The organism is Psychrobacter sp. ANT_H59, from assembly GCF_008369225.1.
GTDB classification, from domain to species: Bacteria; Pseudomonadota; Gammaproteobacteria; order Pseudomonadales; family Moraxellaceae; genus Psychrobacter; species Psychrobacter cryohalolentis.
Genome location: NZ_VOBE01000009.1, coordinates 1 through 24,770, shown reverse-complemented (window position 1 = coordinate 24,770; position 24,770 = coordinate 1). Strand labels below are relative to the sequence as shown.

26 protein-coding genes are annotated in these 24,770 nt (G+C 41.9%); 22 read left to right on the top strand and 4 right to left on the bottom strand.

Annotated features, from left to right (window positions below; translation table 11 throughout):
- Window positions 1–157: 157 nt before the first annotated feature.
- From FQ083_RS12150 to FQ083_RS12125, 6 genes are all read left to right on the top strand, one after another.
- Window positions 158–1,090 carry an alpha/beta hydrolase gene (locus tag FQ083_RS12150; protein WP_149410031.1) on the top strand — a complete coding sequence of 311 codons (933 nt, stop codon included), beginning with the start codon at window positions 158–160 and terminating at the stop codon, window positions 1,088–1,090.
- A 111-nt stretch (window positions 1,091–1,201) separates the two neighbouring features.
- Window positions 1,202–2,023 (top strand): 2,3,4,5-tetrahydropyridine-2,6-dicarboxylate N-succinyltransferase, encoded by an 822-nt coding sequence (gene dapD, locus FQ083_RS12145; RefSeq protein WP_149410030.1) that lies wholly within the window; start codon window positions 1,202–1,204, stop codon window positions 2,021–2,023.
- Between the two features lie 222 nt (window positions 2,024–2,245).
- Window positions 2,246–2,980 carry a 7-carboxy-7-deazaguanine synthase QueE gene (gene queE / locus FQ083_RS12140; RefSeq protein WP_149410029.1) on the top strand — a complete coding sequence of 245 codons (735 nt, stop codon included), beginning with the start codon at window positions 2,246–2,248 and terminating at the stop codon, window positions 2,978–2,980.
- Window positions 2,981–3,039: 59 nt separating this feature from the next.
- Window positions 3,040–4,143 carry a multidrug resistance efflux transporter family protein gene (locus FQ083_RS12135; RefSeq protein WP_149410028.1) on the top strand — a complete coding sequence of 368 codons (1,104 nt, stop codon included), beginning with the start codon at window positions 3,040–3,042 and terminating at the stop codon, window positions 4,141–4,143.
- Window positions 4,144–4,158: 15 nt separating this feature from the next.
- On the top strand, window positions 4,159–4,794 hold the full coding sequence (locus tag FQ083_RS12130; protein ID WP_149410027.1) for a trimeric intracellular cation channel family protein: 636 nt from the start codon (window positions 4,159–4,161) through the stop codon (window positions 4,792–4,794).
- A 74-nt stretch (window positions 4,795–4,868) separates the two neighbouring features.
- The gene (locus FQ083_RS12125) at window positions 4,869–5,531 is read left to right on the top strand and encodes a trimeric intracellular cation channel family protein (protein WP_149410026.1); all 663 of its coding nucleotides are present in this window, start codon (window positions 4,869–4,871) and stop codon (window positions 5,529–5,531) included.
- Between the two features lie 62 nt (window positions 5,532–5,593).
- On the opposite strand, the gene recJ is transcribed toward FQ083_RS12125, so the two are convergent.
- Window positions 5,594–7,420: a single-stranded-DNA-specific exonuclease RecJ gene (gene recJ / locus FQ083_RS12120; RefSeq protein WP_149410025.1), complete on the bottom strand. Its 1,827-nt coding sequence runs from the start codon at window positions 7,418–7,420 to the stop codon at window positions 5,594–5,596.
- A 360-nt stretch (window positions 7,421–7,780) separates the two neighbouring features.
- Between recJ and FQ083_RS12115 the strand changes: the two genes are divergently transcribed.
- From FQ083_RS12115 to modB, 11 genes are all read left to right on the top strand, one after another.
- Window positions 7,781–8,296, top strand: a complete 516-nt coding sequence (locus FQ083_RS12115; RefSeq protein WP_149410024.1) for a hypothetical protein — start codon at window positions 7,781–7,783, stop codon at window positions 8,294–8,296.
- 426 nt (window positions 8,297–8,722) lie between these two features.
- The gene (locus FQ083_RS12110; protein WP_149410023.1) at window positions 8,723–9,922 is read left to right on the top strand and encodes a globin domain-containing protein; all 1,200 of its coding nucleotides are present in this window, start codon (window positions 8,723–8,725) and stop codon (window positions 9,920–9,922) included.
- Window positions 9,923–10,189: 267 nt separating this feature from the next.
- Window positions 10,190–11,479: a gephyrin-like molybdotransferase Glp gene (gene glp, locus FQ083_RS12105; protein WP_149410022.1), complete on the top strand. Its 1,290-nt coding sequence runs from the start codon at window positions 10,190–10,192 to the stop codon at window positions 11,477–11,479.
- A gap of 228 nt (window positions 11,480–11,707) precedes the next feature.
- The gene (gene moaA / locus FQ083_RS12100) at window positions 11,708–12,811 is read left to right on the top strand and encodes a GTP 3',8-cyclase MoaA (protein WP_149410021.1); all 1,104 of its coding nucleotides are present in this window, start codon (window positions 11,708–11,710) and stop codon (window positions 12,809–12,811) included.
- Window positions 12,812–12,863: 52 nt separating this feature from the next.
- Complete coding sequence (gene moaB / locus FQ083_RS12095) at window positions 12,864–13,394, top strand: molybdenum cofactor biosynthesis protein B (protein ID WP_149410020.1); 531 nt, start codon at window positions 12,864–12,866, stop codon at window positions 13,392–13,394.
- A 2-nt stretch (window positions 13,395–13,396) separates the two neighbouring features.
- Entirely contained in the window at window positions 13,397–14,161 is a 765-nt protein-coding gene (locus FQ083_RS12090) for a molybdenum cofactor guanylyltransferase (RefSeq protein WP_149410019.1), read from the top strand.
- A gap of 43 nt (window positions 14,162–14,204) precedes the next feature.
- Complete coding sequence (moaC, locus tag FQ083_RS12085) at window positions 14,205–14,711, top strand: cyclic pyranopterin monophosphate synthase MoaC (RefSeq protein ID WP_149410018.1); 507 nt, start codon at window positions 14,205–14,207, stop codon at window positions 14,709–14,711.
- A gap of 60 nt (window positions 14,712–14,771) precedes the next feature.
- Entirely contained in the window at window positions 14,772–15,056 is a 285-nt protein-coding gene (locus tag FQ083_RS12080; protein ID WP_149410017.1) for a MoaD/ThiS family protein, read from the top strand.
- A gap of 61 nt (window positions 15,057–15,117) precedes the next feature.
- The gene (locus FQ083_RS12075) at window positions 15,118–15,609 is read left to right on the top strand and encodes a molybdenum cofactor biosynthesis protein MoaE (RefSeq protein WP_011513057.1); all 492 of its coding nucleotides are present in this window, start codon (window positions 15,118–15,120) and stop codon (window positions 15,607–15,609) included.
- A complete protein-coding gene (gene modA, locus FQ083_RS12070; protein ID WP_149410016.1) occupies window positions 15,602–16,429 on the top strand; it encodes a molybdate ABC transporter substrate-binding protein in 828 nt (275 codons plus the stop codon). The genes FQ083_RS12075 and modA overlap by 8 nt, the downstream gene beginning before the upstream one ends.
- Before the next feature lie 165 nt (window positions 16,430–16,594).
- Entirely contained in the window at window positions 16,595–17,296 is a 702-nt protein-coding gene (gene modB / locus FQ083_RS12065; protein WP_011513055.1) for a molybdate ABC transporter permease subunit, read from the top strand.
- A gap of 164 nt (window positions 17,297–17,460) precedes the next feature.
- Here modB and FQ083_RS12060 read toward each other — a convergent pair whose 3' ends face one another.
- From FQ083_RS12060 to FQ083_RS12050, 3 genes are all read right to left on the bottom strand, one after another.
- Window positions 17,461–18,231 (bottom strand): DUF5020 family protein, encoded by a 771-nt coding sequence (locus FQ083_RS12060; RefSeq protein WP_149410015.1) that lies wholly within the window; start codon window positions 18,229–18,231, stop codon window positions 17,461–17,463.
- Window positions 18,232–18,810: 579 nt separating this feature from the next.
- Window positions 18,811–20,298, bottom strand: coding sequence for an ATP-binding protein (locus FQ083_RS12055; protein WP_149410014.1), 1,488 nt, complete (start codon window positions 20,296–20,298; stop codon window positions 18,811–18,813).
- Between the two features lies 1 nt (window position 20,299).
- A complete protein-coding gene (locus tag FQ083_RS12050; RefSeq protein WP_149410013.1) occupies window positions 20,300–21,016 on the bottom strand; it encodes a heavy metal response regulator transcription factor in 717 nt (238 codons plus the stop codon).
- Window positions 21,017–21,341: 325 nt separating this feature from the next.
- Between FQ083_RS12050 and FQ083_RS12045 the strand changes: the two genes are divergently transcribed.
- The 5 genes from FQ083_RS12045 to FQ083_RS12025 all read left to right on the top strand — a co-directional run.
- Window positions 21,342–21,626 carry a hypothetical protein gene (locus tag FQ083_RS12045; protein ID WP_149410012.1) on the top strand — a complete coding sequence of 95 codons (285 nt, stop codon included), beginning with the start codon at window positions 21,342–21,344 and terminating at the stop codon, window positions 21,624–21,626.
- Between the two features lie 158 nt (window positions 21,627–21,784).
- Window positions 21,785–22,057: a hypothetical protein gene (locus FQ083_RS12040; protein WP_020443008.1), complete on the top strand. Its 273-nt coding sequence runs from the start codon at window positions 21,785–21,787 to the stop codon at window positions 22,055–22,057.
- Window positions 22,058–22,135: 78 nt separating this feature from the next.
- The gene (locus FQ083_RS12035; RefSeq protein ID WP_149410011.1) at window positions 22,136–22,729 is read left to right on the top strand and encodes a c-type cytochrome; all 594 of its coding nucleotides are present in this window, start codon (window positions 22,136–22,138) and stop codon (window positions 22,727–22,729) included.
- A 156-nt stretch (window positions 22,730–22,885) separates the two neighbouring features.
- Entirely contained in the window at window positions 22,886–23,524 is a 639-nt protein-coding gene (locus tag FQ083_RS12030) for a DUF411 domain-containing protein (RefSeq protein ID WP_149410010.1), read from the top strand.
- A 152-nt stretch (window positions 23,525–23,676) separates the two neighbouring features.
- Window positions 23,677–24,770 (top strand): multicopper oxidase domain-containing protein (locus tag FQ083_RS12025; RefSeq protein ID WP_149410009.1); only part of this gene is annotated, 1,094 nt, incomplete at its 3' end.

Sequence of the window (24,770 nt, the reverse complement as noted above, 5' to 3'; positions counted from 1 at the left end):
AATAGACCATAACGCTCACTAAAAACTAAATAACATACTAATGTTGCCAAATTTCGCAATTAGATTGGTTGTAGCAATAACTTATCCCTATAATAAAGCCCTAAAAAATATATAATCTATCTCATCATACCCTTAACCATTCAAGGACTGGATTTTTATGAGTAATAATGAACAAATAACTTCCTCTGACAATACCCATTATCTGCATCATACTTTTTTTGAGCCGAGCCATAGTGATACTGTCATTAGTGCAACCTTGCTGATTGTACACGGCATGGCAGAGCACAGCGGCCGTTATGCAGACGTGGCGCAATTTTTAGCCGATCACGGTATTGCGGTCGCCACTTATGACCAGCTTGGTCATGGAAAAACGGTTAAATCAGCCAAAGACTTAGGTTTTTTTGGTGAAGAGCATCCTGTGCAGTCATTATTAAAAGATGTCATCGTCATGGCGGACAGCTTAAAAGCGCGTCATCCGAATGTACCACATTTCGTCATGGGTCACTCTATGGGCTCATTTATCGTCCGTAACGTCCTTAAACACCATGCGCGCAACTTTACCGGTGCTATTTTAATGGGCACAGCGGATGCCAATCCATTGATCAAAGTATTATTGCCGGTCAATAAGTTACTGACAAAAGCGGCGCCTAAAAAGCCAAATACCTTATTTGCTAACGTGATGAATAAAGTACTTAATAGCAAGCTTAATAATCGTATTTCTTCATCAAAGTTTGCGTGGTTAAGCGAAAATCCTGCCGCTGTTGAAGCTTATGAAGCCGATCCACTGACGGGTTTTGATTTTACTAATAACGGCTTTATGACCCTCTTTACACTGATGAATGCAGGCTTGCATAAAAACTGGGCGATGACGATTGCCAAAGATTTTCCAATGTTATTAATCAGCGGAGAAAATGACCCAATCGGTGATATGGGTCGCGGTATTCGTAATATTGCCAATCGCTTAGATAGACAACATTTTGATCATGTCTCTGTGCAGCTCTACCCTCACATGCGCCATGAGCCGCTACATGAACAGAATAAAGAGCAGGTTTACCAAGACATCTTAGGCTGGATAAATAGCAATACTTAAGCCCATAAAATCCCAAAATTATAGTATCGTCTATCACGTTTGCTAAAAGTCGCCAAATTAGCGACAATACGGCAAGTTTTTTATTTACCTTCATCAATTCTAGGAATGTTTATGTCATTACAACAAACCATCGAACAAGCTTTTGAGAACCGTAACGAATATAGCCCAGCAACCATGCCACAAGATGTCCGTGATGCCATCAATCAAGTACTTGAGCAGCTAGATAACGGCACTTTGCGCGTTGCAGAAAAAAAGGATGGCGAATGGGTCGTCAATCAGTGGGCAAAAAAAGCCGTCTTGCTATCGTTCCGCTTAAATGACAACTACGTTCAAGCAGCGGGCGAGCATGTCCAGTTTTATGACAAGGTACCAACGAAATTTGCGGATTGGACAGAAGCGCAGTTTAAAGAAGCTGGCGTGCGTGTTGTACCACCAGCCGTTGCGCGTAAAGGCTCTTATATCGCGCCAGGCGCCGTATTAATGCCATCGTATGTTAATATCGGTGCTTATGTCGATCAAGGCGCTATGGTAGATACTTGGGCGACCGTTGGTTCATGTGCCCAAATTGGTAAAAATGTGCATTTATCAGGTGGCGTTGGTATCGGCGGCGTATTAGAGCCATTACAAGCGAATCCAACAATTATTGAGGATAACTGCTTCATCGGTGCACGTTCTGAAATCGTTGAAGGCGTAATCGTCGAAGAAGGCGCTGTTATCTCGATGGGTGTATTTATCGGTCAATCAACGCGCATTTATGATCGCGAAACTGGTGAGATTCATCGTGGTCGCGTACCAGCAGGCTCAGTTGTTGTGCCAGGTAGCTTGCCTTCTGAAGATGGTACGCATAGCTTGTATGCAGCTATCATCGTGAAAAAAGTCGATGCGCAAACCCGTGCTAAAACATCCGTAAATGAGTTATTACGTTTAGCTTAAATACTTAATCACGATAGTGATTGTTTTAAATAAAAAAAGATGCTGAAGCTTTGTGCTCCAGCATCTTTTTTGTTGTTAGGTAGCAGCTTAATAGAGGACTTTACGTTATAATCTTTGTCTTGTTTGGGCGCTGAACTTCCGAGCATTAAACAGATTCTTAAACCTTTTTTATTTGATATGTGCTCGATGGCACAATCAATCCTTAACTGTATTTGAAATATTATGAGTGAGTTATCTTTACGCACCGCTGCCATCCCTGTTACTGACCCTGAAGCGGGGTTACGTTTGACGGAGATTTTTTATTCTTTGCAAGGTGAGGCACTGACTTCAGGTTTACCAACGATATTTGTACGCTTGACCGGCTGCCCGCTACGTTGCGTTTACTGCGATACCGAATATGCCTTTAGTGGCGGCGAACGTCAGTCGCTTGAGACTATTATGGCGACTATCGCCAGCTTCCCTTGTAAGCGGATTTGTTTAACCGGTGGTGAGCCTTTAGCCCAGCCTAATGCTATTGAGTTGATGAAGCGTCTGCTAAATGAGGGTTATGAGATTTCTCTTGAAACGGCAGGTGCACTGACGGTCGAAAACGTCCCGTCAGCGGTCAGCAAAGTGATGGATTTGAAAACCCCAAGCTCAGGTGAAGTTGATAAGAATCTTTGGTCAAACCTCGATTACCTCACTCAACATGACCAAATAAAATTTGTCATCATGAATCGCACCGATTATGACTGGGCAAAAGCGAAGCTTATCGACTATAAGCTAAATGACTTGGTCGGTACGGTATGGTTTTCACCGATGTTTAATGTGGCACATGAAGATACGGCAAACGATAATAGTCCAGAAGTGCCAGTACTCGCACGTGAGCTTGCCGAATGGATGTTAACCGACGCCCTACCTGTACGTTTTCAATTGCAACTACATAAGATTATTTGGGCGGATGCCAAGGGCAAATAGTCTCTAAAATCTGAATGGATTCTCAAATAAATAGCAAGCCAAGGAAGAAAGGGATAGCTATGGTCAAACTCATTTTATTGGGCTTATTAGCGGGCGCGTTTTTTAGCTCCACTTTTATATTAAATGAGATGATGAGCAGTGCTGGTGGGCACTGGTTTTGGTCAGCAAGCCTACGCTATTTATTTATGTGGCTCATCATTACTGTCCTGATTGCGATGCAGCATGGTTTTGGACGTATTAGAGAATTAAGTGCTATCTTCTTTCAGCATTGGCGATTTTGGTGTATCACTGGCAGTATCGGCTTTGGTGTATTTTATACGGGTATTTGCTATGCTGGTGACCACGTTGCAGGCTGGGTGGTTGCAGCAACCTTTATGTTTACGGTCGTGACAAGTTTATTGGTATTGGTGGCATTTGGACAAAGATTTGATAAGAAATTTATCATTTATGCTTTATTGGTCTTTATCGGCGTAGTGATGGTCAATGTCAGTGAAGGCTTACATGCATCCACTCTCGCTGATACCGTACCTATGGCTGATATGCTGCTATATGGCGCGCTACCTGCACTGATTGCAGCATTCAGTTATCCGATTGGCAATCAGCTGGTTTGGCAAGTGTCTCATAATTCGCGCAAGCACAGTGCTGAGCAGCAACAGGCTCGTGATAATCTTCAGCCAAATGACACTGATGATAACATTGACACTCATACCCAACGCATCATTACCGAAGCCCCTATCCTACCTATCGATAGACATGCTGCGTCACGCTTGCAAAATCTCATTGCGCACATTCCTGCGATTGAGACAACCTTATTACAAAATGCCTTTAATAAAGTCTGGTTAATGACCCTCGGTAGTTTGCCGTTTTGGTTATTATTGGGCTTAATCATACGTCCTGAGCAACCGGCGACCACACAGGTTTTTAATACGTTACTGGTAGCAGTACTCGCAGGTGTGGCGGCGACGAGTATATTTTTATATGCCCGTGAGCGAGCAGTGACATCGAGCGAGGTGGCAGGCGTAGATTCTACCCAAGCCAGTGAAGTAATATTTGCTTTAATTGGTGGCATGTTATTACTGAATAATGCCCTTCCTTCTACACTTGGCTTGGTGGGTATTGCGCTCATCATTCTGGGACTGATATTATTTGCCAAAGATGGTTAAGGCTCAAATATAGCGATGATAAATAACTTTATTTTCCCCGATATCCTGCTGTATGTGTTGGATATGGTTGGGATCATCGCCTGTGCTATCGCTGGCACATTGCTCGCGCAGCACAAAGGTTTTGATATTGCAGGCTGCATATTAGTTGCACTGGTCAATGCTATCGGCGGTGGTACACTACGGGATATGGCACTTGATCGCCACCCTTTATTTTGGATGACAGATCTCAATTACGTCATTGTGATTACTGCCACCTCTCTTATCTTGCAAATGTTTTTTCATCTGTATCACAAAATTGATAACGCGCTTAAGTTCTTTGATGCTATTGGTCTGGCAGCCTTCAGTGTGATTGGCTTTAAAGTGGGATTGACGCAAGATATAGCGCCAATGATTGCTATTATGATGGGGGTTTGGACAGCCATTATTGGTGGTTTATTGCGTGATATCATTTGTAATGAGATTCCGCTCGTACTACAGCGTGAGATTTATATCACTGCCAGTATTGCAGGCTCATTGGCGTATTTGGCGCTCGACTACTGGGGGCTAGACGCGACAATAAACGAATTTATAATGCTATTTATCATCTTTGCCATACGTATGCTGGCATTGAAATTCGATTGGCACTTGCCTTCGATTCGTTTGATCGATTAACAGATTAGCCAGTTTTTACGATGAGCGAATAAACTAGCAGCACTGTAATCTCAGTGCTTTAATGAGAATAACTCATGCCCATTATTGCCTTAGATTCTGAACTGATTACTACTTTTGACCCGCGCTCACTGCTTTATCTATTTGATATGATTGGTATTGTCGCTTGTAGTATTTCAGGGACGATATTAGCTAAGCATAAAAATTTCGACGTGTTCGGCTGCTTGCTGGTATCGATTGTGACGGCTATCGGAGGGGGTACGGTGCGTGATGTGATTTTAGATCGTCACCCACTGTTTTGGATGGTAGATATGAGCTATTTGACAGTTATTACCATCTCTTCACTGGTGATGCAGATATTCTTTCACCCCAATTCTAGACGTGTTGACACATTTCTTAAACTCTCTGACACTATTGGTCTGTCAGCCTTCACCTTAATCGGTATCAAGGTGGCTGATAGTATGGGCGCAAATATGCCGGTGGCACTATTACTCGGGGTTATTACGATTATTGTCGGCGGTATCATCCGCGATATGATCTGCAATGAAATTCCGCTGGTGCTACAGCAAGAGATTTATATCACCGCCGCTTTAACAGGTGGTATCCTTTACTTTGCGCTACACCATATTGGCGTGACCGCTTGGATTGCTGATATCTCAGCAATGGCAACGATTTTTACCTTACGCATGCTTGCTATTCGCTATGACTGGCAGTTTCCGACCATTGAATGGAAATATTAAAGCATTGGAAATATGGACGCTTAGTGACTATTAGCGCAGTTACTATCTGTACCGTTAAGCCTCTAGTTCGCTTCGACCGTCTCTTTTACCAGCGCCAAATCTTTTATCATTAATTGCAAGCTTTGTTTGCCATTCCATTCATTGATGTCCAGCTCAAACAATATATGTACTTTTTCGGCACGGTAATCCCAAGCACTGCTATCAAAATTAAATTGAATCGCCTCAATCGGATACTGTACATCAGGATAACGTAGCGACAGTTTAAGGTGTTTATCCTTTAACACTTTAAAGTTCAACACTTCAAACACCCCATCAAATATCGGTGGCGCAAACCCATGTCCCCAAATACTAGACTCTGCAAGATGCTCAGCAAACCATAAGCTAAAATCACTTGCTTGCAAAGCACCATCGGTGAATTTTTGCTCAGCGAACACCTCATCATCCATCTGTGCCAGCACCGCGTTAAATGCTGTCACAAAGGCATCAAAGTTACCTCGTTTCAACGTCAGTCCAGCTGCCATGGCATGACCGCCAAAATGGCTGATTAAATCAGGATGGCTATCGGCAACTTGTTCAATGGCATCACGAATATGCACGCCAGCAATAGAACGCGCTGAGCCTTTGATGACATCTTCAGCACCTGTACGTTCAGTATCCGCCGGCGCAAAGACAATGCTCGGCAGATAATGGCTTTCTTTCAAACGTCCTGCGACGATACCGATAACACCTTGATGCCAGTCATCTTGATATAACACAATACTGCGGGTATTAGTGCTCTTCTTCTCAAGCCTATGCTGAACGATAATATCATCGCTTTCTTCAACATCAGCTTCAATACCTGTATCAGCAGCAGCTAATGCTTGGACGATATTATCCGCTTGCGTACGCATCTCACTTTCTACTTGGCGACGCGTACGATTAAGCTGCTCAAGCTCTTGTGCCAATCGCTGCGCTGTTGCCCAATCATCTGCTAGCAAGCACTCAATACCGATGCGCATATTATCCATACGCCCAGCCGCATTAATACGTGGACCCAAGACAAAACCAAAATCTTGCGCCTGTAGTTTTTTGGGATCTCGACCCGCTTGCTCGAGTAGCGCTAGTATGCCAAGAGAGCCACGTCCTTGACGAATAGCCGCTAAGCCATGATGGACCAAAATACGATTGTTTTTATCAAGTACGCCCACATCAGCAATCGTACCAAGCGCCACTAAATCCAAATACTGACTGACTTGTACGGTAGATTTGCCAGCATCGCGGCGCAGCTTTGCCAGTCGTCCGAGTACGTAAAAAGCTACCCCAACACCTACCAAAGCTTTACTAGAAAAAGTGCAATCAAGCTGATTGGGATTGACTACCGCTTCAGCAGGCGGTGTCTCTTTGGTAGTGAGATGATGGTCTGTAATAATGACAGTAATGCCATCAGCCTGCGCGCGCGCCACGCCTTCATGGCTTGAGATACCATTATCTACCGTGACAATCATTTGCGGTTGATAAGTTTTAATACCCAATTCGACAATCTCTGGCGTCAACCCATAACCGTATTTAAAACGGTCAGGGACTAGAAAATCAACCTTGGCACCCATGGCAGTCAGGGCGCGCATCATTAACGCCGTACTGGTTGCGCCATCACAGTCAAAGTCACCAACGATCAGAATACGCTGACCGTCATCAATAGCGATATCTAATAGATCTACCGCTTCAATGATACCTTTTAGCTTCTCAGCAGGCAGCAAACCAGCCAGCTGAGTCTCAAGCTCATCTGGCTGCATAATACCGCGAGCGGCATATAGGCGAGCAAGCGTCAGTGATTGGGCGGCAAGTGGTTGCAACGCGGCGGGCAACTCGTCAATGCGAGTGCTGGTATAACGGGGAGTTAAATTTAGCATGAACGTATTCTACTGGCTTTAGTAAGTGCTCACAATATTAATTTAGAGGCAATTTTTGGCATGTCGGTGCAAGGTTAGAGATTGCTTATACATTCATCATCACGTAACTTATAGAATAATTTTAGCGCACCTAGACAATGTATTTATTTCTAAACTTATATTTTTAGCGTATGGCTTCATTTACAAAAACGGTGCAGATTACCCCTATTTTTCAGCATTTTGCTACAAAGCAGCGATTGTATGGCGTTTATAAATACATAAAATGGTAGGCATCTTATAAACACTGCAGTTGCTTGTTATTTATTCTATGTTTTATTTTTTTATTTTAATTGCTATTTTTACCTATTTTAAGGATATTTCATGAAAACGACCCCTTTAGCTGAAAAACTACCGAATACGATTGATCCAAACTTAAATCTTGAACAAGTCAAAAAAGAATGTATCGCCATGGTCAAAAAGCGCGCCAGAATCTCTGCTGGTGTTGCCATCGTTCCGGTACCATTTTTTGATGTGGCAATTGACGCTAGCATGCTGACGATGCTGTTACCTGAAATCAGTGAGCGCTTTGGTTTACTCGAGGATCGTCAAGCAGCGGTAGATTTAGAGTCACGCGCTATTCACTGGAGCGCGCTAAAAGATCGTACCGTTGACTTTGCAGGCTTAATGGCAACCCGTGGTATCGTTAAAAAGACTGTGCAAGGCTTTGGTGGTCGTATCGCTGCTAAGCAAGTGACTAAATTTATCCCACTTGGTGGTCAACTGGTCGCAGGTACTATGGGCTATATGATTTTTAAGAAGATTGCTACTGACCATATCAATGAATGCTATAACTTAGCTAAAGACATTCAGCAAAAGCAACATGGCAAAAATGTCTAAAGTACTATTTTAAATAAATAAGTTACCTATCGCTTAATAAAAAAAGCCCTGTACCTAACAGGGCTTTTTTGTGCCACCTATTTAATGAATCGTAGCGTTTTAAAGCTAATGATTTATGTATGCGGACTTTGCATAAGTGAACCTCTTTATCTGCAAAGCAAAATTAGATTGTGATACAGAAATGTTGGCAAACGGAATCAGTACAATAGTATTGCATCATTGATATTAGAACAGAGATAAGATATTATAAGATTCATTTTAAATGAATCTTATAATATCGGTTAACAATTTGACTTTTAAATGTTGAGTCACTGCGTTTTATTGGCTCATTCGGCGGTTCAGAATTTTGATTATCGTTATTAATTTCGTTCATTAATCTTAAATCACTAAATACTATCAATGTGAATATTCACTAAAGGATCCACAATGGCGTCACTACAAACATTAGCAATCGTCAAAGCAACGGTACCGGTACTCGAAGAGCATGGAACCGCGATTACTACTGTATTTTATAAGAATATGTTTCATGAGCATCCTGAACTACTTGATATTTTTAATGAAACCAATCAAAAGCTTGGTCGTCAACAGACTGCACTGGCAATGACAGTTTTGGCAGCGGCTAAATATCTAGAAAACTTAGCGACGTTATTGCCGCAAGTGACGCAAATCAGCCATAAGCATCGCGCCTTACAGATCCTGCCAGAGCACTACCCTATCGTTGGCAAGCATCTGCTTGCTGCCATCAAGGAAGTGTTGGGTGATGCAGCAACTGACGATATCCTTACGGCTTGGGCAGAAGCTTATGATGAGATTGCCTCGATATTTATCCAAATCGAGCACGGTATGTATGAGCAGGCAATATGGCAAGGCTTTGCACCGTTTATAGTAACGGCAAAAATAGAAGCAGCGACTGATATCGCCGCCTTTACCGTCGTCCCGGTAAATGACCATTTAGTAAACAATCAGACTATCGATTTAAGCAAGAGTAAACTGTCTGCTGGTCAATACATTACCGTAAAAACAGACCCAGCAGACAGCGATCATATCGCTCTGCGTCATTACTCTTTATACTCAGCCAATAGCGATCAAGGTATCCAGTTTGCAGTTAGACGTGACAATCGCAATGAGCATAACGGTCTAGTGTCTAATTATTTACATGATCATCTAGCCGTCGGTGACACGGTTTTATTGTCGGCACCGGCTGGTGATTTTGAGCTGAATCAGGAGTTGATGCAGCAAAATGATATTCCCTTGGTACTGATCAGTGCTGGCGTTGGCGTGACACCTATTTTATCCATGTTAGAAGCTCAAGTTACCGCCAATCCAAAACGTCCTATCGTTTGGGTTTATGCTTGCCAAAACCAAGAGCATCATGCTTTTGATAGTGAAGTTAATAAACTGTTGGCTACTGCGACAAACGTAGAAAAGCACATTTTTTATTTTGAGTCTGGGCAGATTCTTGATGAAGCTTGGCTTAGCAATCTGCCTAAACTTGCTGATATTTATGTTTGTGGTTCCATGCCTTTTATGGAAAACATTATTGATAGCCTGATCATCCTTGACCATGTCCTTGATAACATTCATTATGAACCCTTTGGTCCTAAAATGAGTATAGAACTGGCTTAAGGTTATAAGCAATTGTTAATGACAAAATAGCATTACTGGGATGGTTTTTTGAAGCTTCTGCATCGTTTTATTCCAGCAAGTGATAAAAAAACTATCTCGGTAAAGTGATATGAAAATCTGCTCTATCTTCATCTATTCTTTAACGTACAACCTCAATCATATCTTACGACTCCGCTTATGAAATCCCTGTCAGCCATGTCATTCTTATGGTATAAAGTATGTCTGATGCTATATATAGCTCAACATTAATAAGATGAGTACAAGGTTATGATTACGGTTGAAGGGCTTGTAGCTGAGATACAGCAGCGCGTAGAGAATTATAATAATAACGACTATCCGCTTGATAAAAGAGCCGTCGCTAACTACGATTTATTAGACAGCTGTCATCACATACTGGCTGAAGATATCGTCTCGCCTTTTTCGGTACCAAGACAGAACCTATCTGCGATGGATGGTTATGCGATTGCTAAAGGGACTAAGCTTGCAACAAATACCACCATCACCATCATCGGCGAATCGCAAGCTGGCAGCCCTTATAATGGTGATATCCAGTCAGGTCAAGGAGTACGCATCTTTACTGGTGCAGTCGTACCTGATGAATGTGATACCGTTATCATGCAAGAAAACACCAATTTTGCCGCGATAAAAGCCAGCATTGATAAATCAAAGCCATACTCAATCATCCTTAGCCAAACAGCTCAGTCTGATGACCATATTCGCAAACAAGGCGAAGAAATTGCAGCGGGAGAAGCCGTTTTATTTAAAGGTAAGCGGCTGAATCCTGCTGATATCAGCTTACTGGCGAATTTGGGTTTGGATAAAGTCAACGTCTATCAGCCTTTAATCGTTGGTGTATTCGCGACAGGCGATGAGCTAGTGGCGATTGGCAATGAGCTTAAAAGTTTGGCGCAAATCTATAATTCTAATACCCCCACTCTTAAAAGCCTGCTTTCTGATTTACCAATAGCTCTTCAAGATTATGGGATTATCCCTGATGATTTAGACAAAACGACGGCTGCTGTCACTCAAGCCATGCAAGAGTGTGACGTACTGATCTCTACCGCTGGTGTATCCGTTGGTGATTATGATTTTTTGACCACCGTCATTGAGCAATTGGGCAAGATTAATCACTACAAAGTCGCGATGAAACCTGGTAAGCCGTTTGTCTTTGGTGAGCTGACACAAAACCTTGCCAAGCCTGTCTTATATTTTGGTTTGCCTGGTAATCCACTATCGACGGTCGTTGGTACGCTACAGTTTGTGACTCCTGCTTTGTGGAAAATGGCAGGCTTGTCTCATTCAGAGCGACCTATGCAATTAACAGTCATGGCAACACTTAAAAACGATATTAAAAAATCAGCGGGTCGTAAGGACTTCCAAAGAGGCGTTTTAACCCAAGATGAAGCAGGCAGTTTTTATGTTGAAAGCTTTACCAAACAACAATCACACCGTATCAAGCAGCTGAGCCATGCCAACTGCTTTATTGTATTGGCACAAGATGCTGGCAATGTAGCCGCTGGCGAAAGCGTACAAGTGCAACCTTTCCCTTGGATATAGTGAATGTCGCTTAAAAATGATACAGTGAATAAACCTCTATACTATAGACCGTGTGAAACTTAACATTTATTATCTAACTGCTACTCTGGTGTTGGTCACTAATTGAATGACGGCTGATTGTTATTTGTAGTTACTCGGTCATATTTATACCTGAATAGCCTATTTCACTAACAACCTGAGGCAACGCTTAAAAGTACACACTATATTTTACATTAATGGTAATCATCTATGAACCATCTTGCCCCCACCGTAGGAAATGCTCAACTGTATTCGCCTACTGCTGCATCTAATTTTTTTGATGATCATTTACCATCGAAATTGGCAGTTTTGTCTATTGATTCTGCAGCTAACTTAGCTCAACCATTAACAGATGGCTTTGCACGACGTTTGACCTATTTGCGTTTATCGGTTACTGATTTCTGTAATTTTCGCTGTGAATATTGCTTGCCCCATGGCTATCAAGGCAAACCTCCACAAGATGAGCTTAGTGTCGCTGAAATTGCTACGTTAATCCGCGGATTTGCTCAAGTTGGCACCAAAAAAGTCAGGATTACGGGCGGTGAGCCTTCTATACGCCGTGATGTGGTAGACATTATTAAAACAATCAAAAACACTGAAGGCATTGAAACCGTTGCCATCACCAGTAATGGTTATAAGCTTGGTAAGCACTTGGCTAGTTGGCAGGCAGCCGGACTAAATCAGCTTAATATCAGTATGGACAGCTTTGATGCCGCTACTTTCCATAAGATGACTGGCTTTGATATGTTGCCGCAACTCTTGGCTGATATGGATACCTTGCTGGCAACCACCGATATTAAGCTTAAAATAAACAGCATTCTGATGGCAGAAACTGCCTTTGAAAACTTAATGAATGCCATTGATTATGTCAAAGATAGAGCAGTCACTTATCGCTTTATTGAATTTATGCAGACTAGTGACAACAGCGATTTATTTTTTGCTCAGCATGCCCAAACCGACATCATTACCAATTATCTGATAGAAGACGGCTGGCAAACCCATGAACGCGGCAGTAACGACGGTCCAGCAATTGAGTACAGTCATCCTGATTATAAAGGGCGTATCGGACTGATTGCCCCATATGCAGCCCATTTTTGTGACAGCTGTAATCGCCTACGGGTTAGCAGTCAAGGCAAGGTGCATCTGTGCCTATTTGATCAAGGCAATTACGACATTCGTGAGCACTTGCAGCAAGATGATGTTGCAGGACTGGTCAGTACTTTACATAGTTTTATGCCTATTAAACCTGAGCACCATCATCTTCATGACTCGAACAGTGGCATTATGAATAACTTGTCGATGATTGGTGGTTAATTTATTTATCAGCAATATTTTTCATAATAAGCATATTTATCAAGGAACATTCATGAGCAAGCTGCAAGCACCTTTTACCCCACTTAATCTCGCCATCTTAACCGTTTCTGATAGTCGTACGATGGCAGAAGACAGCTCAGGACAATATCTGGTCGATCAGTTAACCGCAGCAGGGCATCAGCTTGCTGATCGTCAACTGATTACCGACGATATCTATAAGATTAGAGCCGTTGTCAGCGACTGGATTGCGGACCCAAATATTCATGCAGTGATTACCACTGGCGGTACGGGGTTTTATATTAGAGACAGCATTCCAGAGGCAGTCAGCGTCTTGTTTGATAAGTCAGTAGATGGTTTTGGCGAGATGTTTCGCTTAATATCAAAAGATGATATTGGCATGTCTACCATCCAATCTCGCGCTGTAGCTGGTATGGCAAATGGTACAGGCATTTTTTGCCTACCTGGCTCGTCGGGTGCTTGCCGCACTGCTTGGGAAGGCATCTTACAAGAGCAGCTCGATAGCCGTACGCGCCCATGCAATTTTGTCCCGCACTTTATGCGTACCAACCCCGGTCACGATTAATCATGACAGATGCTGTAAATACCTTAAAAAGTGTAAATAGCTCAAGCGATATAGATCACTTGAATCGCTTAGCAGGTATCGTCATCTTAGCAGGTGGTGCATCCAAACGTATGGGTTCGCCTAAAGCTGAGTTGATGCTACCAACCAATGAGCAATTGCTTGCTTATCATGTCAGGCAAGCGCTTAAACTAAGCACAGCCACTGCTTATAATGTGCCTATTATGATTGCAGATAACGGTCGTGGTTTTGGTATAAGTCCAGATTTGATTTTGAATAACCCGCAAGTGCCCATCATTCATATCACTGATTACCTTTCGGTTGACAATTTTGCTAGTAATGACAATGAACAGATCGAAACTGGCGGCGCATTGGTCGCCATAGAGGCGGCATTACAATATTTGATTTCGTCAACGACATTAGCCACTATATCAAATGCGCCTAGCTCTTGGCTGATGGTTATCAGCTGTGATAGCTTGATTGCTGCAACCGATTTATGGAAAAAACTGCAACCTTATATAACACAAGCTGTAGATAAGTCGATCATTTGTCTCACCGATGAGCATCATTTATATCCATTGTTAGCTATTTATCGCTTAAGTATTGAGCCGGATTTAAAGCATTATATTGACAATGGGCAGCGCCAAGTAATGAAATTTATTCAGCCAATTGTGCAGCCTGTAACGTTTTCAGAGGATTGGCAATCTCTTACCAATTTTAATACGCCTAAAGATTTTGAGCGTGCCTGTATTGCTTTACGTAACATATAATAAGATTTACTGAGAGAAACTAGCCATTTGAGAGAAATGATAAATGAATATCAGCAGTCAAAAAACCATTCAAACTGCCTTGTCGCATTTAGATAGCGACGGTGATATCACCATGGTCGATGTGAGTGGCAAAATAGCGACGACAAGAGAAGCACGTGCGCAGGGACAAGTGATCTTCCCTGCGATAATTTATGAGCAAATCAAAGCTGCTGATGGTATGACTAAAAAAGGCAGTATCACGCAGACCGCTCATATCGCAGGTATCATGGCTGCAAAGCGCACCCATGACTTGATTCCACTTTGTCACCCCCTACCATTAGATAAGATTGGTTTAAATTTTGAATACGACGATAGTCAAAACAGCATTACTGTCACTGCTACTGTCAAAGTTACGCATAAAACCGGCGTAGAAATGGAAGCACTGACAGCCGTCAGCGTCGCTTGCCTAACTATCTATGATATGACCAAAGCCATCTCTCACGACATTATCATCAATAACATCCATCTGATGAATAAGACGGGCGGCAAATCTGACTATCAACATGCGTAAATACGCCATAGCGATATGATAGATATAAAGCTTGGCAATTAATAAATAATGGAGACTTCTATGAGCGATTTAGTAGAAAGCAGTGACGATATAAATACGACGATGAATATCACCGTTTTATACTTTGCCAGCTTAGCCGATGAAGCCAATTGTCATGAAGAAAAAGTAAATGTGCCACAGTCTATGTCATTAACCGAGTTATACGAGCAACTGCGCCAAAAGCATCGTTTTAGCCGTCCACAGTCAGAGCTGCGTGTGGCAGTAAACGATTACTTTGCCAAGTGGACAGATGAGATTAATCATGGCGATAGCGTGGTTTTCATTACTCCAGTAGCAGGCGGTTAATAGTATTTAGACGCTTATGTGTATCGCTAAAAATTTTAAGAATAATAAATAGAGACAATATATGGCAGACCAAGTACATGGGCAGTCGATGAGCATTAAGCGTAGCATCGATGAGGCTTATCTCATCGCTGAACGTGATGGCTTTGCGCTACTAGATTCAGACATTGATGAAAATCGACTAAAGAAAACCCTTGATGATGACAGCTGCGGCGCTTTCGTATGCTTTGAAGGTCGTGTACGTAATCACAATAATGCCAGTAGCGTCAACCGCTTGACCTACTATGGCTATGAAGAACTTGCACTCAATCAAGGACGTGCCATTATCGAAGAAGCCAAAAAGCGCTTTGAAATTACTCACGCTATTGCCATTCATCGTATCGGGGCTTTAGAGATTGGTGATGTGGCGGTTTGGGTTGGCGTGGTTTCTGCCCATCGTTATCCTGCTTTTGATGCCTGCCGCTGGATATTAGATACGATAAAAGCGGACATTCCCGTTTGGAAGCAAGAATACTACCAAGATGACTCTTCAAAATGGCTAAGCAATAATGGGTAAGAATATAACAGTGTCAGCACTGAGCTTAGCCTTGATGCTAACGGCTTGTACTAAAGAAAAAGGTACTGACTTGCCAGCTGAGATCAACAACACCACTGAGCCAAGTCAAATACTCCGTATCGCTGCAGCTGCCAATTTATCGGACGTATTGCCTGAAGTTATCGAGGGCTACAAAACTGATAAGGGTTTACCTGACCAAGAAATAGAAGTCACTTTTGCCTCATCAGGTAAGCTTTATTCTCAAATTATCTCAGGTGCACCATATGATATCTTTTTAGCAGCCAACCAAGACTTCCCCGCGCAGCTGCTAAATGAGGTTTTTAAAGGTGATGCAAATCATACGCCTTTTACTTATACCCAAGGGCAACTGTCCATTTATAGTCCCACCAAAGCTGTCGGTGCATTCGATCAAAACACATTGACTGAGCTGCTTAATAGCAATGATAAAAGCAAAATCACCATTGCCAATCCTGAGCTTGCGCCTTATGGTGCATCTGCAAAATCCTATCTACAAACGCAAAATCTATATGAGGCGCTAATAGCACAAAAACGTCTTATCCAAGCGGAAAATATCGGTCAAGCGTTCCAATATGCCCATACTGGTAGTGTCGACTATGGCTTTGTTGCGCACTCACAAGTCATAGCAATGAAAGCAACACCTGAGCATTTTTACCTCTTACCACCAACATCTTATCCTGCTATCTTACAAGACGGCATACTCATTACTAATGAAGCAAATGCAGCAGATTTCACGGATTATCTACGTTCTCCTACAGGACAAGCTTACTTCTCTAGAGCTGGTTATTTAGCAGTTCGGTAATCTATTTATAGCCGCTATGCATAAGGCTTTAAATATCGTTATAAATGTGTTTTCTTATCATGATGTTTGAAAAAAAGGATGTGATAAGTGGTACTTTATAGTTGATGCTCTATATAACATGGTACAAGTGCGCTATTAGATAAAAGGTAAATAAACAGTAACGTTATGATGTCTCCTGCTCTTATCTCAGATATGCTGCTTCCTGTGTGGGTGAGCATCAAGCTTGCTGGTGTCACTACCTTGTGCTTGCTGGTATTCGCAACTCCATTAGCCTATTGGCTGGCAAAGCCGAGTCGTGGTCAGATTATTGGGCGCATCAAAATTATGCTCATGGGCGTGATTGCCATGCCGCTGGTCTTGCCGCCTACAGTGATTGGTTTTTATTTATTATTACTGTTAAGCCCCAATTTTGGTATCGGTAAGTGGCTGTTGCAATACAATATCAGCGCCTTTGTCTTTACCTTTGAAGGACTGGTCATTGGCTCTATTATTTACTCGTTGCCTTTTTTTGTTCAGCCTGTCTATGCGCAATTTTTACGCATTCCAACCAGTGTCATGGAAGTTGCAAGCTTACTGGAACCTAGCCGTTTCAGACGCTTTATACGGGTAGCATTACCGCAAGCTCGTATCGGTATCATCCTTGGCAGCTTAATCAGCTTTGCGCATACCATTGGCGAGTTTGGCGTGGTATTGATGATTGGTGGCAGTATTTCGGGGGAAACCAAAGTGGTCTCCATTGCTATCTATGAGCAAGTAGAAGCATTGAATTACGAGGCAGCACACATGATGTCTGCTATTCTTATCATAATGGGTATGGTCATGGTGGCGCTGATTGCAAGTGTCAGTCGACTCTATCAGCGCCCATAAGCGCATGAGTCAAATTTAAAATTTATGCGGTTTTTTATCACCTTTATTTTCTTCTTAAGCCTATCTGACTTTCGATTTTCTTGCATACACAACAAAAAACCCTCATCCAACTGATAAAGTTAGCATGAGGGCTTTATTAATCATATTTAAAAATTCATAACTGTTTAAAAATGGAACTTCACTAAAGCGCTCGCGGCATTCTGCGTTTTGTCACTACCAAATTTATTCTTCCAGTAGCTATATTCCATACCGACTTCTAAGCGGTTATCAATACCTAACACTTCTTGTAAGTTGTATTTTAATTGCGGATTGATATGGATATTATCTTTCACAGAATCATCTTCGCTGTTAAATGCATAGTCAACATAACCATCTATGACAAAGTTATTTTTCTCCCAGCCATAGGTTAAGGTAATCTGTTGATCATCAGCATTGTCCTTATCATTAAACGCATGATATAACGATGCCGATGCATATTTCATACCCGGAATAGGGACATTTAAATCCGCGCCAACACCTACCAAATAGTTGTCTTGACTAAAACCATTACTGTTTGAGCCAAACTCGTACTGCCCCGCTAAATTGACTTGTTTGATAAAGCTGTTATCAAACTTTGCCAGCTTAAGTTTGGGCGCAAGCTCACCATAGGTTTCCTTAAACTCTTTACCTACTGCATTTTCTTTACCTTGATGGCGATCGACAAAGAAAAACACACCCCCCCATGTATGGGTCGAGGCATGCTCTAAAGTAACGGTGGTTAAGGTTTCTTGAGGCACTAGCTCATAATCAGTACCGTAAAGCGCTGAGATACTGGTATCAGTGAAGAGCACTTTTGCTTGGGCGCTGCTCATAGCGCCTAAAGCAGCAATGGCAATAAGCGCATAGGTTAGCTTATTAGTGATTAATGATAGGCTTATAGATGAATGATCACGCACAGTAGTATTCCTTTATTTACAGTGTTGGTGCCTAGCAACATTGCCATCATGGTTATCATGGCTATAAACGGGGTTTAACTTCCTGTTAAAACGCACCCGTGCTGCTAGAGGGAAAAAGGCTATTAGCTTTCAGTAAAAATAAAACGTCATCAAAACAAGCATCAATGCTGCTGAAACTACAAAGATTTTCTTAATAACTTATTTCAGTAATCCCAATTTTGGCAGTAATTATTAACACTTTGAAACAGTTAAGCATGTTTTATGAGGGCTGACAACTGCATTTTAGCGCCAAATATCAGTAAAAAACGTACTCTAAGTTATTGATATCATCTAAGTTTATGATTTTATTAAAATAACTGACTAAATGGTCAGGAATATTAATTTTGTAAAGGAGGAAGAAATATTGTTACTGTGGTCAATAATCTACTGCTGAAATACTTGGAGAATTTTTAGACAGAAAAAAGCCTCAATTATGTAAATAATCGAGGCGACATTTGCTTAAAAAATAACATCTAAATACAGTCTTAATTATTTGGCTAAGTGGGACGAGAAGCTCGAATTTTCTTATTTGATACTTCTTTATCTAGCCATCATCAACTCAACACTGATTTGAAAGTAAGAGTCATCTTTTATAGTAATACTGACCTTGCCATTATGGGCATTGGCGATAGCTTGCACGATAGATAAGCCTAAGCCTGTTCCCGAATGCATCGTATTCGTTTTATCATGACGGTAAAAGCGCTCAAACAGTTTATCAGCTTCTACTTGAGTCAATGGTTGATCTAAGCGATTGGTGATCACTACCTTGAAAGATGCAGGATTTAATATAGATGACCTCATATCTTGCTTATCACTCGTGACAGTATGAGGCACAGTGGGGATCTCAATACTAGAGGCTTCAATAATGATCACACTGTCACTAGCAGCATAATAAATGGCATTTGACATGAGATTAGCGAACAGTCTTTGTAATAAGCTTTCATCTCCTAGCACAGCTTGGAAGTTGCCCGTCTTTTCAAAAGAGATATTCCGATCTTCTGCGATTAGCTCATAGTAATCAATAAGCTTAGTGAACATTGACTCGGTATCAATCTGATTGAGCTGTGAGTCAGACAGCCCTTTTTGTGTCTTTGCTAGCAGCAGCATATTATTAATCAGCGTAGATAACTGCTCAAGGGTGTCATGCTGATGGTGCAGCTGCTCAACATATTCATGGCTCGCTCTAGGCTTACTTAACATCACTTGGGTTTGAGTGCCAAGCGTCGCCAGCGGAGTACGTAGCTCATGGGCAATATTATCTGAAAAGCGTGATAACGATTCAAAATTACTTTCCAGCTTTTCCATCATTAAGTTATAAGACTCAGCCAATGGTCGTAGCTCTAAGGGCATATTACTGACCACCACCCTTTCATGTAACTGCTCAGGATTAATACCCTTCATCTTTTGGACGATAGTAGCGAGTGGCGCAAATCCCCAATAGACACTTAATGCGGCAATTGACACCAGTAGTAGTGTGATCGCGATCAGTATCAAGCTCAGCTGGCGATTAAAATGTATGAGATACTGATGATGAACATCGATAGGCAGCGCAATAAGCGCCAAAGCCTCGTGGTTTGCAATGACCATCGCTCGATAATGTCTACTATTAATTTTGATCATAAACTGCTGATCGCGATAGTCCTGCCGTAGTTTTAATAAGCTAAAGTCGGTCGGTAAATCATGGATGAAATTACTGGGATCGCTGGATAATAATTTGCCGTTTTTATCTGATATTAGCGTTTTTAAATCATAATCTAGCCAAGAAGAATGTAGGTGATTGTCATCAATGAGTGATTGGGACTTTGAAGCTGTTAATGGCTCTACTTCTTCGCCCAAGGCAACCATACGTTTGCGCAAATTAAACGCGGCATGAGTAATGATCTCTGAGTCCATTTGCTCAAAGTGCTCGTTAACAGAGCGCTGAACCCATATATAAATAATGACTTGAGAGATGACAACAAATATGGTCAGTAAAAAAACAGTGCGCCATAACAGCGGCCAACGTCGATTCTTAAATTTATATCTCATTTTATTTTGGATCATCTTTGTCATCGTCACCCATGCCTACAGCCAGCGGCTCTAACCTGTAGCCCATACCGCGTACTGTGTGAATCAGCTTGGTGTCAAAACCATCGTCGATTTTGATTCGTAGACGTCTGATAGCTACGTCAATGACATTGGTATCGCTGTCAAAATTTATATCCCATACTTGCGAGGCAATCACAGTACGTGGCAGTACTTCACCTTGACGTTCTAGGAAAAGCTGTAATAAAGCAAACTCTTTCGCAGTCAGTTTAATGAGGGTGTCACCTCTATATACAGTGCGTTTGGAAATATCCATTTTCAGATCAGCGGTATGGATGACTGTGCTTTTATAGTCCGATTGGTTGGCACGTCGCAGCAAACTTTTTATTCTAACAATCAGCTCAGCAAAAGCAAAAGGCTTGGTCAGATAATCATCGCCACCAATTTCAATACCTTTGATTCGATCACTTAAATCATCTTTAGCAGTTAGAAATAAAACAGGCGTATGCTTTCCAGCGGCACGGTAGCGCTGTATCAGCTCAAAGCCACTGACGTCAGGTAGCATCACATCCATCAGTACCACACTAAATTCTTCAGTCATTAGCGCATGATAGCCATCTAGACCAGTCATATAATGATCCACGATGAAGCCGGCCTCAGTTAAGCCTTTTTTAATATATTCTCCAAGTTTTTGCTCATCTTCTACTAACAGTACTTTCATCGTCGCCCACCTTCATATCATTATATTTGTCAACAGCGTATCACTAACGTTGTTAGATTATCATCTATATATTTATCAAAAGTCCTTGTTATAACGGCGCTCTATGGATAAAAGCGGATAATGACATTTGATGCTAATGACAAGCAGATGACAGTATTGTTTTGTTTCTAACAAAAACGTCATGTCCGTGTCATCTCGCTGTCAGCCTCTATTTAGTATTCTAAATCAACGCCACATAAAAGCTTGTCTCTGATATAGACCACTTCTATGAGTTAGGCAATTATCTTACTTAAATGATTTATTATTTGAATTCAAAGGGTTTTAAATGAAAAAATATAGTACATTAAAAAAAGCAGCTTTACTTTCAGTATCAATGTTAGTTGGTATGTCAGCGGCCAATGCTCACACCACGAACTTAGATGCTTCTATTCTTAGTAGTTGTGATGCGGTTACTAGTTTTGCAAAGAACGCAGATCATAACGATGCACAAATTTCTAGCGCGCAAATGAAAGGTTATGTCGATGCGAGAGTCGCGTGTCAGGTTCAGCATCAGGATCAACACTTGCAATCTGAGAAATATTTTGTGAAAAATTATAATAGCGAGAAGTAATACTAAAAGATTACTTGGGATATTGAAATCCCAATATGTGAAGATGACAATATTGTAATCTTAATGTCATGTGCCAGTCAGAATGAATAATGTATCATTGAGGCTGGTCTAACTGCTTTACCCTCAATAGCTCTTAATCCAATCAATAGGAATTAATTATGTCGCAATTTAAAGCACTGACTAAATCAATCGCCATTACTGCCATCGCTCTTGTTGTATCAACCTCAGCTCTAGCGCATGACCCTAAAATGCATGCTGAAAAAGATCAAATGAACTGTGAAAAAATGCAAAAGCATATGCAAATGATGGGAAAAATGGATCATAGCAAGATGGACATGAATGACCCTGCTATGAAAGCCATGATGGCCAATATGAGCAAAATGAAGCAAATGTACCAAAAACATTGTGTGACTACTGACAGTAAATCTTAAAAATTTTAGCTCTGTTAACTCACAGCTCCTCTCTAATAGCAGAGAGAAATTAACGGAAATAAGTTTTTAGGAAAATATATGAAGTTTTTATTGGGTGTGCTCTTTACTTTGTTTGTGGCAATCGTTGGGATGTTTGCGGTTGTCAGCAGTGGCGTTGTCAACGTGGGTGCAGACCAAGAGCATAGCCCAATGATGTATAGCTTTTTAGAAACTGCGCGCAATCGTTCTATACAAACTGCCAGTAAAGATATTGTGGTACCAGACTTAGAGCAGGTTGACATGATCAGCTCTGGTGGCGCGGACTATAAAGATATGTGTGCAGGCTGTCACTTGTCTCCGGGAGTGGCACAAACTGACTTTAGCGAAAGCTTATATCCGAAGCCGCCCAACTTTACCAAGGCTGATATCGTCAAACGTTATCAAACTGAGGATGGTGCCAAGCAAAGCTTTTGGGCAATCAAACACGGCATTATGGCATCGGGAATGCCTGCATGGGGCGCCTCCCATGATGACGATAGAATGTGGGCAATGGTCGCTTTTATCAGATCGCTACCTGAATTAGATGAAGCTCAGTACACGATGCTAACCACTCGGATAGATGGCGATATGATGGACATGTCATTTGATGGTGATATGAATATGTCGGAAGATGGTTCTGGAATGCAGCATTAACCCTATCTGTATATAGAAGCATCATCATTAAACGTTATCGTTATTAATAATGCAGTACTGAACGGTGCTGCATTTAACGTTTTTAGTTAAGACCACAAATATAGGGTCCAGTTTTTAGAGTATCGAGCATAATAATAGACACTTAAAGGTGATTTGATGAGACATTACATATACGGGTTTTCTAATGGACATCACTGGTTATCCGGTCGTGTCCTTTTATTGATGGCGGTATCAGCACTACCCCTTACACTAGCCGCTTGTAGCCAATCTACTACCAGTGTCCCTGATTCTCAGCCAGTAAAGGTTGAACAGTCTGCTACTCAGAATGCACAAGTACAAAACGAAAGTTCGGCTCCGGCAGATGCTCCTGCAATCGACCCGTCATCATTACTCAAAAACGTCTCAGCGACCGTCTATAAAGATGCCAACTGTGGCTGCTGTAAAGAATGGGTAGGCTATGCAAAAGACAATGGATTAAGTGCAACCGCGCAAGATGTGGCAGATGTCTCTTTATTCAAAGATCGCTATGGCGTACCACAGCAAATGCGCTCTTGCCATACCACCGTTACTACCGACGGTTTCGTCTTTGAAGGACATGTCCCTGCTAAACACATGGCTCAGTTCTTAGAAAATCCTCCTATACAAGCCATTGGACTTGCCGTACCTAGTATGCCAGTTGGCAGCCCCGGTATGGAATATCAAGATAAATTCATGCCTTATAAAGTAATGCAGCTTAATAAAGACGGCACCACAGAAGTTTATGCCGCTATTGATTCTCCTCAGCAGCAACTATAATTTTGATGGTTGTTTTGGCTGAGATCTGGATGAATTGAATGTGAGTAGCATTAAAAGCGGCTTAATAAGATTCCCAATCGTAATTGACGTATCGTTAAATATTATAACCATAAGCTTAACCACCATCTCTCAAATTAAATTAGGTCATCATTATGAATAAACAGAACATATTGAACCGCCGACGTTTTTTAACCGGATCCTCCGCTGTCCTTGGCGCCTCCTTGATACCGACCATGGCCAGTAGTGCATTGGGACACTCAAGTCGTTCGGGCAGTCAGGGTGCTACTATCAATAGTGACCAAAACACTCATAAAGTGCCTATATTGACCGGTAAAGAGTTTGACTTATACGTCAGTAAACAGTCCGCTATTGTCAACGGTAAAAAGAGCATGGCAACGCTCATCAATAATTCACTGCCAGCACCGACGTTAAAGATGCGTGAAGGCGATACGGTGGTGATACGTGTTCATAATCAGATGGATGAATCAACCTCTATCCATTGGCATGGACTACTAGTACCGTTTGAGATGGATGGGGTGCCGGGCATTAGCTTTGATGGCATTCCTGCAAACAGCACCTTTACTTATAAATTCAAACTCAAACAATCAGGCACCTATTGGTATCACTCACACAGTGGGTTCCAAGAACAAACCGGTATGCTGGGTGCCATTGTGATTGAACCTAAAGGTCGTGAGCGTCATCCTATCGAAGAAGACCACGTGATCGTGCTCAGTGATTGGACCAGCCGCAACCCGCATAATCTCTTGAAGCTGCTCAAACAGCGCGCCGACTTTGACAACTATCATCTGCCAGACTTCAAGAAGCTACTGTCTGATATCGCTGAAACGGATATGAAAACTGCGTTTGATAAACGCAAAATGTGGAATCAGATGCGCATGATGCCCACTGATTTTACTGACTTGTCGGGCGAAAACACCTTCACCTACCTTATAAATGGCAAAACCACCGCGGCTAATTGGGCACAAATCGTCAAGGCAGGACAGCGCGTTAAATTACGCTTTATCAATGCTTCAGCGCAAACCATCTTTGATGTGCGCATACCCGGTCTCAAAATGACTGTGGTGGCAACCGATGGTATTGATGTCGCACCCGTTGCGATTGATGATTTCCGCATTGGCGTTGCCGAGACTTATGACGTTATCGTCACCCCAACCAAAGATGCGCATACCATATTTGCCCAAAACATAGACCGTTCAGGCTATGTCGCGGCAACGCTTGCCACCAA

Bases quoted from the DNA above. Each gene is read 5' to 3' on its own strand.
- FQ083_RS12150 (WP_149410031.1), top strand. From the start codon at position 158: ATGAGTAATAATGAACAAATAACTTCCTCTGACAATACCCATTATCTG.
- dapD (WP_149410030.1), top strand. From the start codon at position 1,202: ATGTCATTACAACAAACCATCGAACAAGCTTTTGAGAACCGTAACGAA.
- queE (WP_149410029.1), top strand. From the start codon at position 2,246: ATGAGTGAGTTATCTTTACGCACCGCTGCCATCCCTGTTACTGACCCT.
- FQ083_RS12135 (WP_149410028.1), top strand. From the start codon at position 3,040: ATGGTCAAACTCATTTTATTGGGCTTATTAGCGGGCGCGTTTTTTAGC.
- FQ083_RS12130 (WP_149410027.1), top strand. From the start codon at position 4,159: ATGATAAATAACTTTATTTTCCCCGATATCCTGCTGTATGTGTTGGAT.
- FQ083_RS12125 (WP_149410026.1), top strand. From the start codon at position 4,869: ATGCCCATTATTGCCTTAGATTCTGAACTGATTACTACTTTTGACCCG.
- recJ (WP_149410025.1), bottom strand. From the start codon at position 7,420: ATGCTAAATTTAACTCCCCGTTATACCAGCACTCGCATTGACGAGTTG.
- FQ083_RS12115 (WP_149410024.1), top strand. From the start codon at position 7,781: ATGAAAACGACCCCTTTAGCTGAAAAACTACCGAATACGATTGATCCA.
- FQ083_RS12110 (WP_149410023.1), top strand. From the start codon at position 8,723: ATGGCGTCACTACAAACATTAGCAATCGTCAAAGCAACGGTACCGGTA.
- glp (WP_149410022.1), top strand. From the start codon at position 10,190: ATGATTACGGTTGAAGGGCTTGTAGCTGAGATACAGCAGCGCGTAGAG.
- moaA (WP_149410021.1), top strand. From the start codon at position 11,708: ATGAACCATCTTGCCCCCACCGTAGGAAATGCTCAACTGTATTCGCCT.
- moaB (WP_149410020.1), top strand. From the start codon at position 12,864: ATGAGCAAGCTGCAAGCACCTTTTACCCCACTTAATCTCGCCATCTTA.
- FQ083_RS12090 (WP_149410019.1), top strand. From the start codon at position 13,397: ATGACAGATGCTGTAAATACCTTAAAAAGTGTAAATAGCTCAAGCGAT.
- moaC (WP_149410018.1), top strand. From the start codon at position 14,205: ATGAATATCAGCAGTCAAAAAACCATTCAAACTGCCTTGTCGCATTTA.
- FQ083_RS12080 (WP_149410017.1), top strand. From the start codon at position 14,772: ATGAGCGATTTAGTAGAAAGCAGTGACGATATAAATACGACGATGAAT.
- FQ083_RS12075 (WP_011513057.1), top strand. From the start codon at position 15,118: ATGGCAGACCAAGTACATGGGCAGTCGATGAGCATTAAGCGTAGCATC.
- modA (WP_149410016.1), top strand. From the start codon at position 15,602: ATGGGTAAGAATATAACAGTGTCAGCACTGAGCTTAGCCTTGATGCTA.
- modB (WP_011513055.1), top strand. From the start codon at position 16,595: ATGATGTCTCCTGCTCTTATCTCAGATATGCTGCTTCCTGTGTGGGTG.
- FQ083_RS12055 (WP_149410014.1), bottom strand. From the start codon at position 20,298: ATGAGATATAAATTTAAGAATCGACGTTGGCCGCTGTTATGGCGCACT.
- FQ083_RS12050 (WP_149410013.1), bottom strand. From the start codon at position 21,016: ATGAAAGTACTGTTAGTAGAAGATGAGCAAAAACTTGGAGAATATATT.
- FQ083_RS12045 (WP_149410012.1), top strand. From the start codon at position 21,342: ATGAAAAAATATAGTACATTAAAAAAAGCAGCTTTACTTTCAGTATCA.
- FQ083_RS12040 (WP_020443008.1), top strand. From the start codon at position 21,785: ATGTCGCAATTTAAAGCACTGACTAAATCAATCGCCATTACTGCCATC.
- FQ083_RS12035 (WP_149410011.1), top strand. From the start codon at position 22,136: ATGAAGTTTTTATTGGGTGTGCTCTTTACTTTGTTTGTGGCAATCGTT.
- FQ083_RS12030 (WP_149410010.1), top strand. From the start codon at position 22,886: ATGAGACATTACATATACGGGTTTTCTAATGGACATCACTGGTTATCC.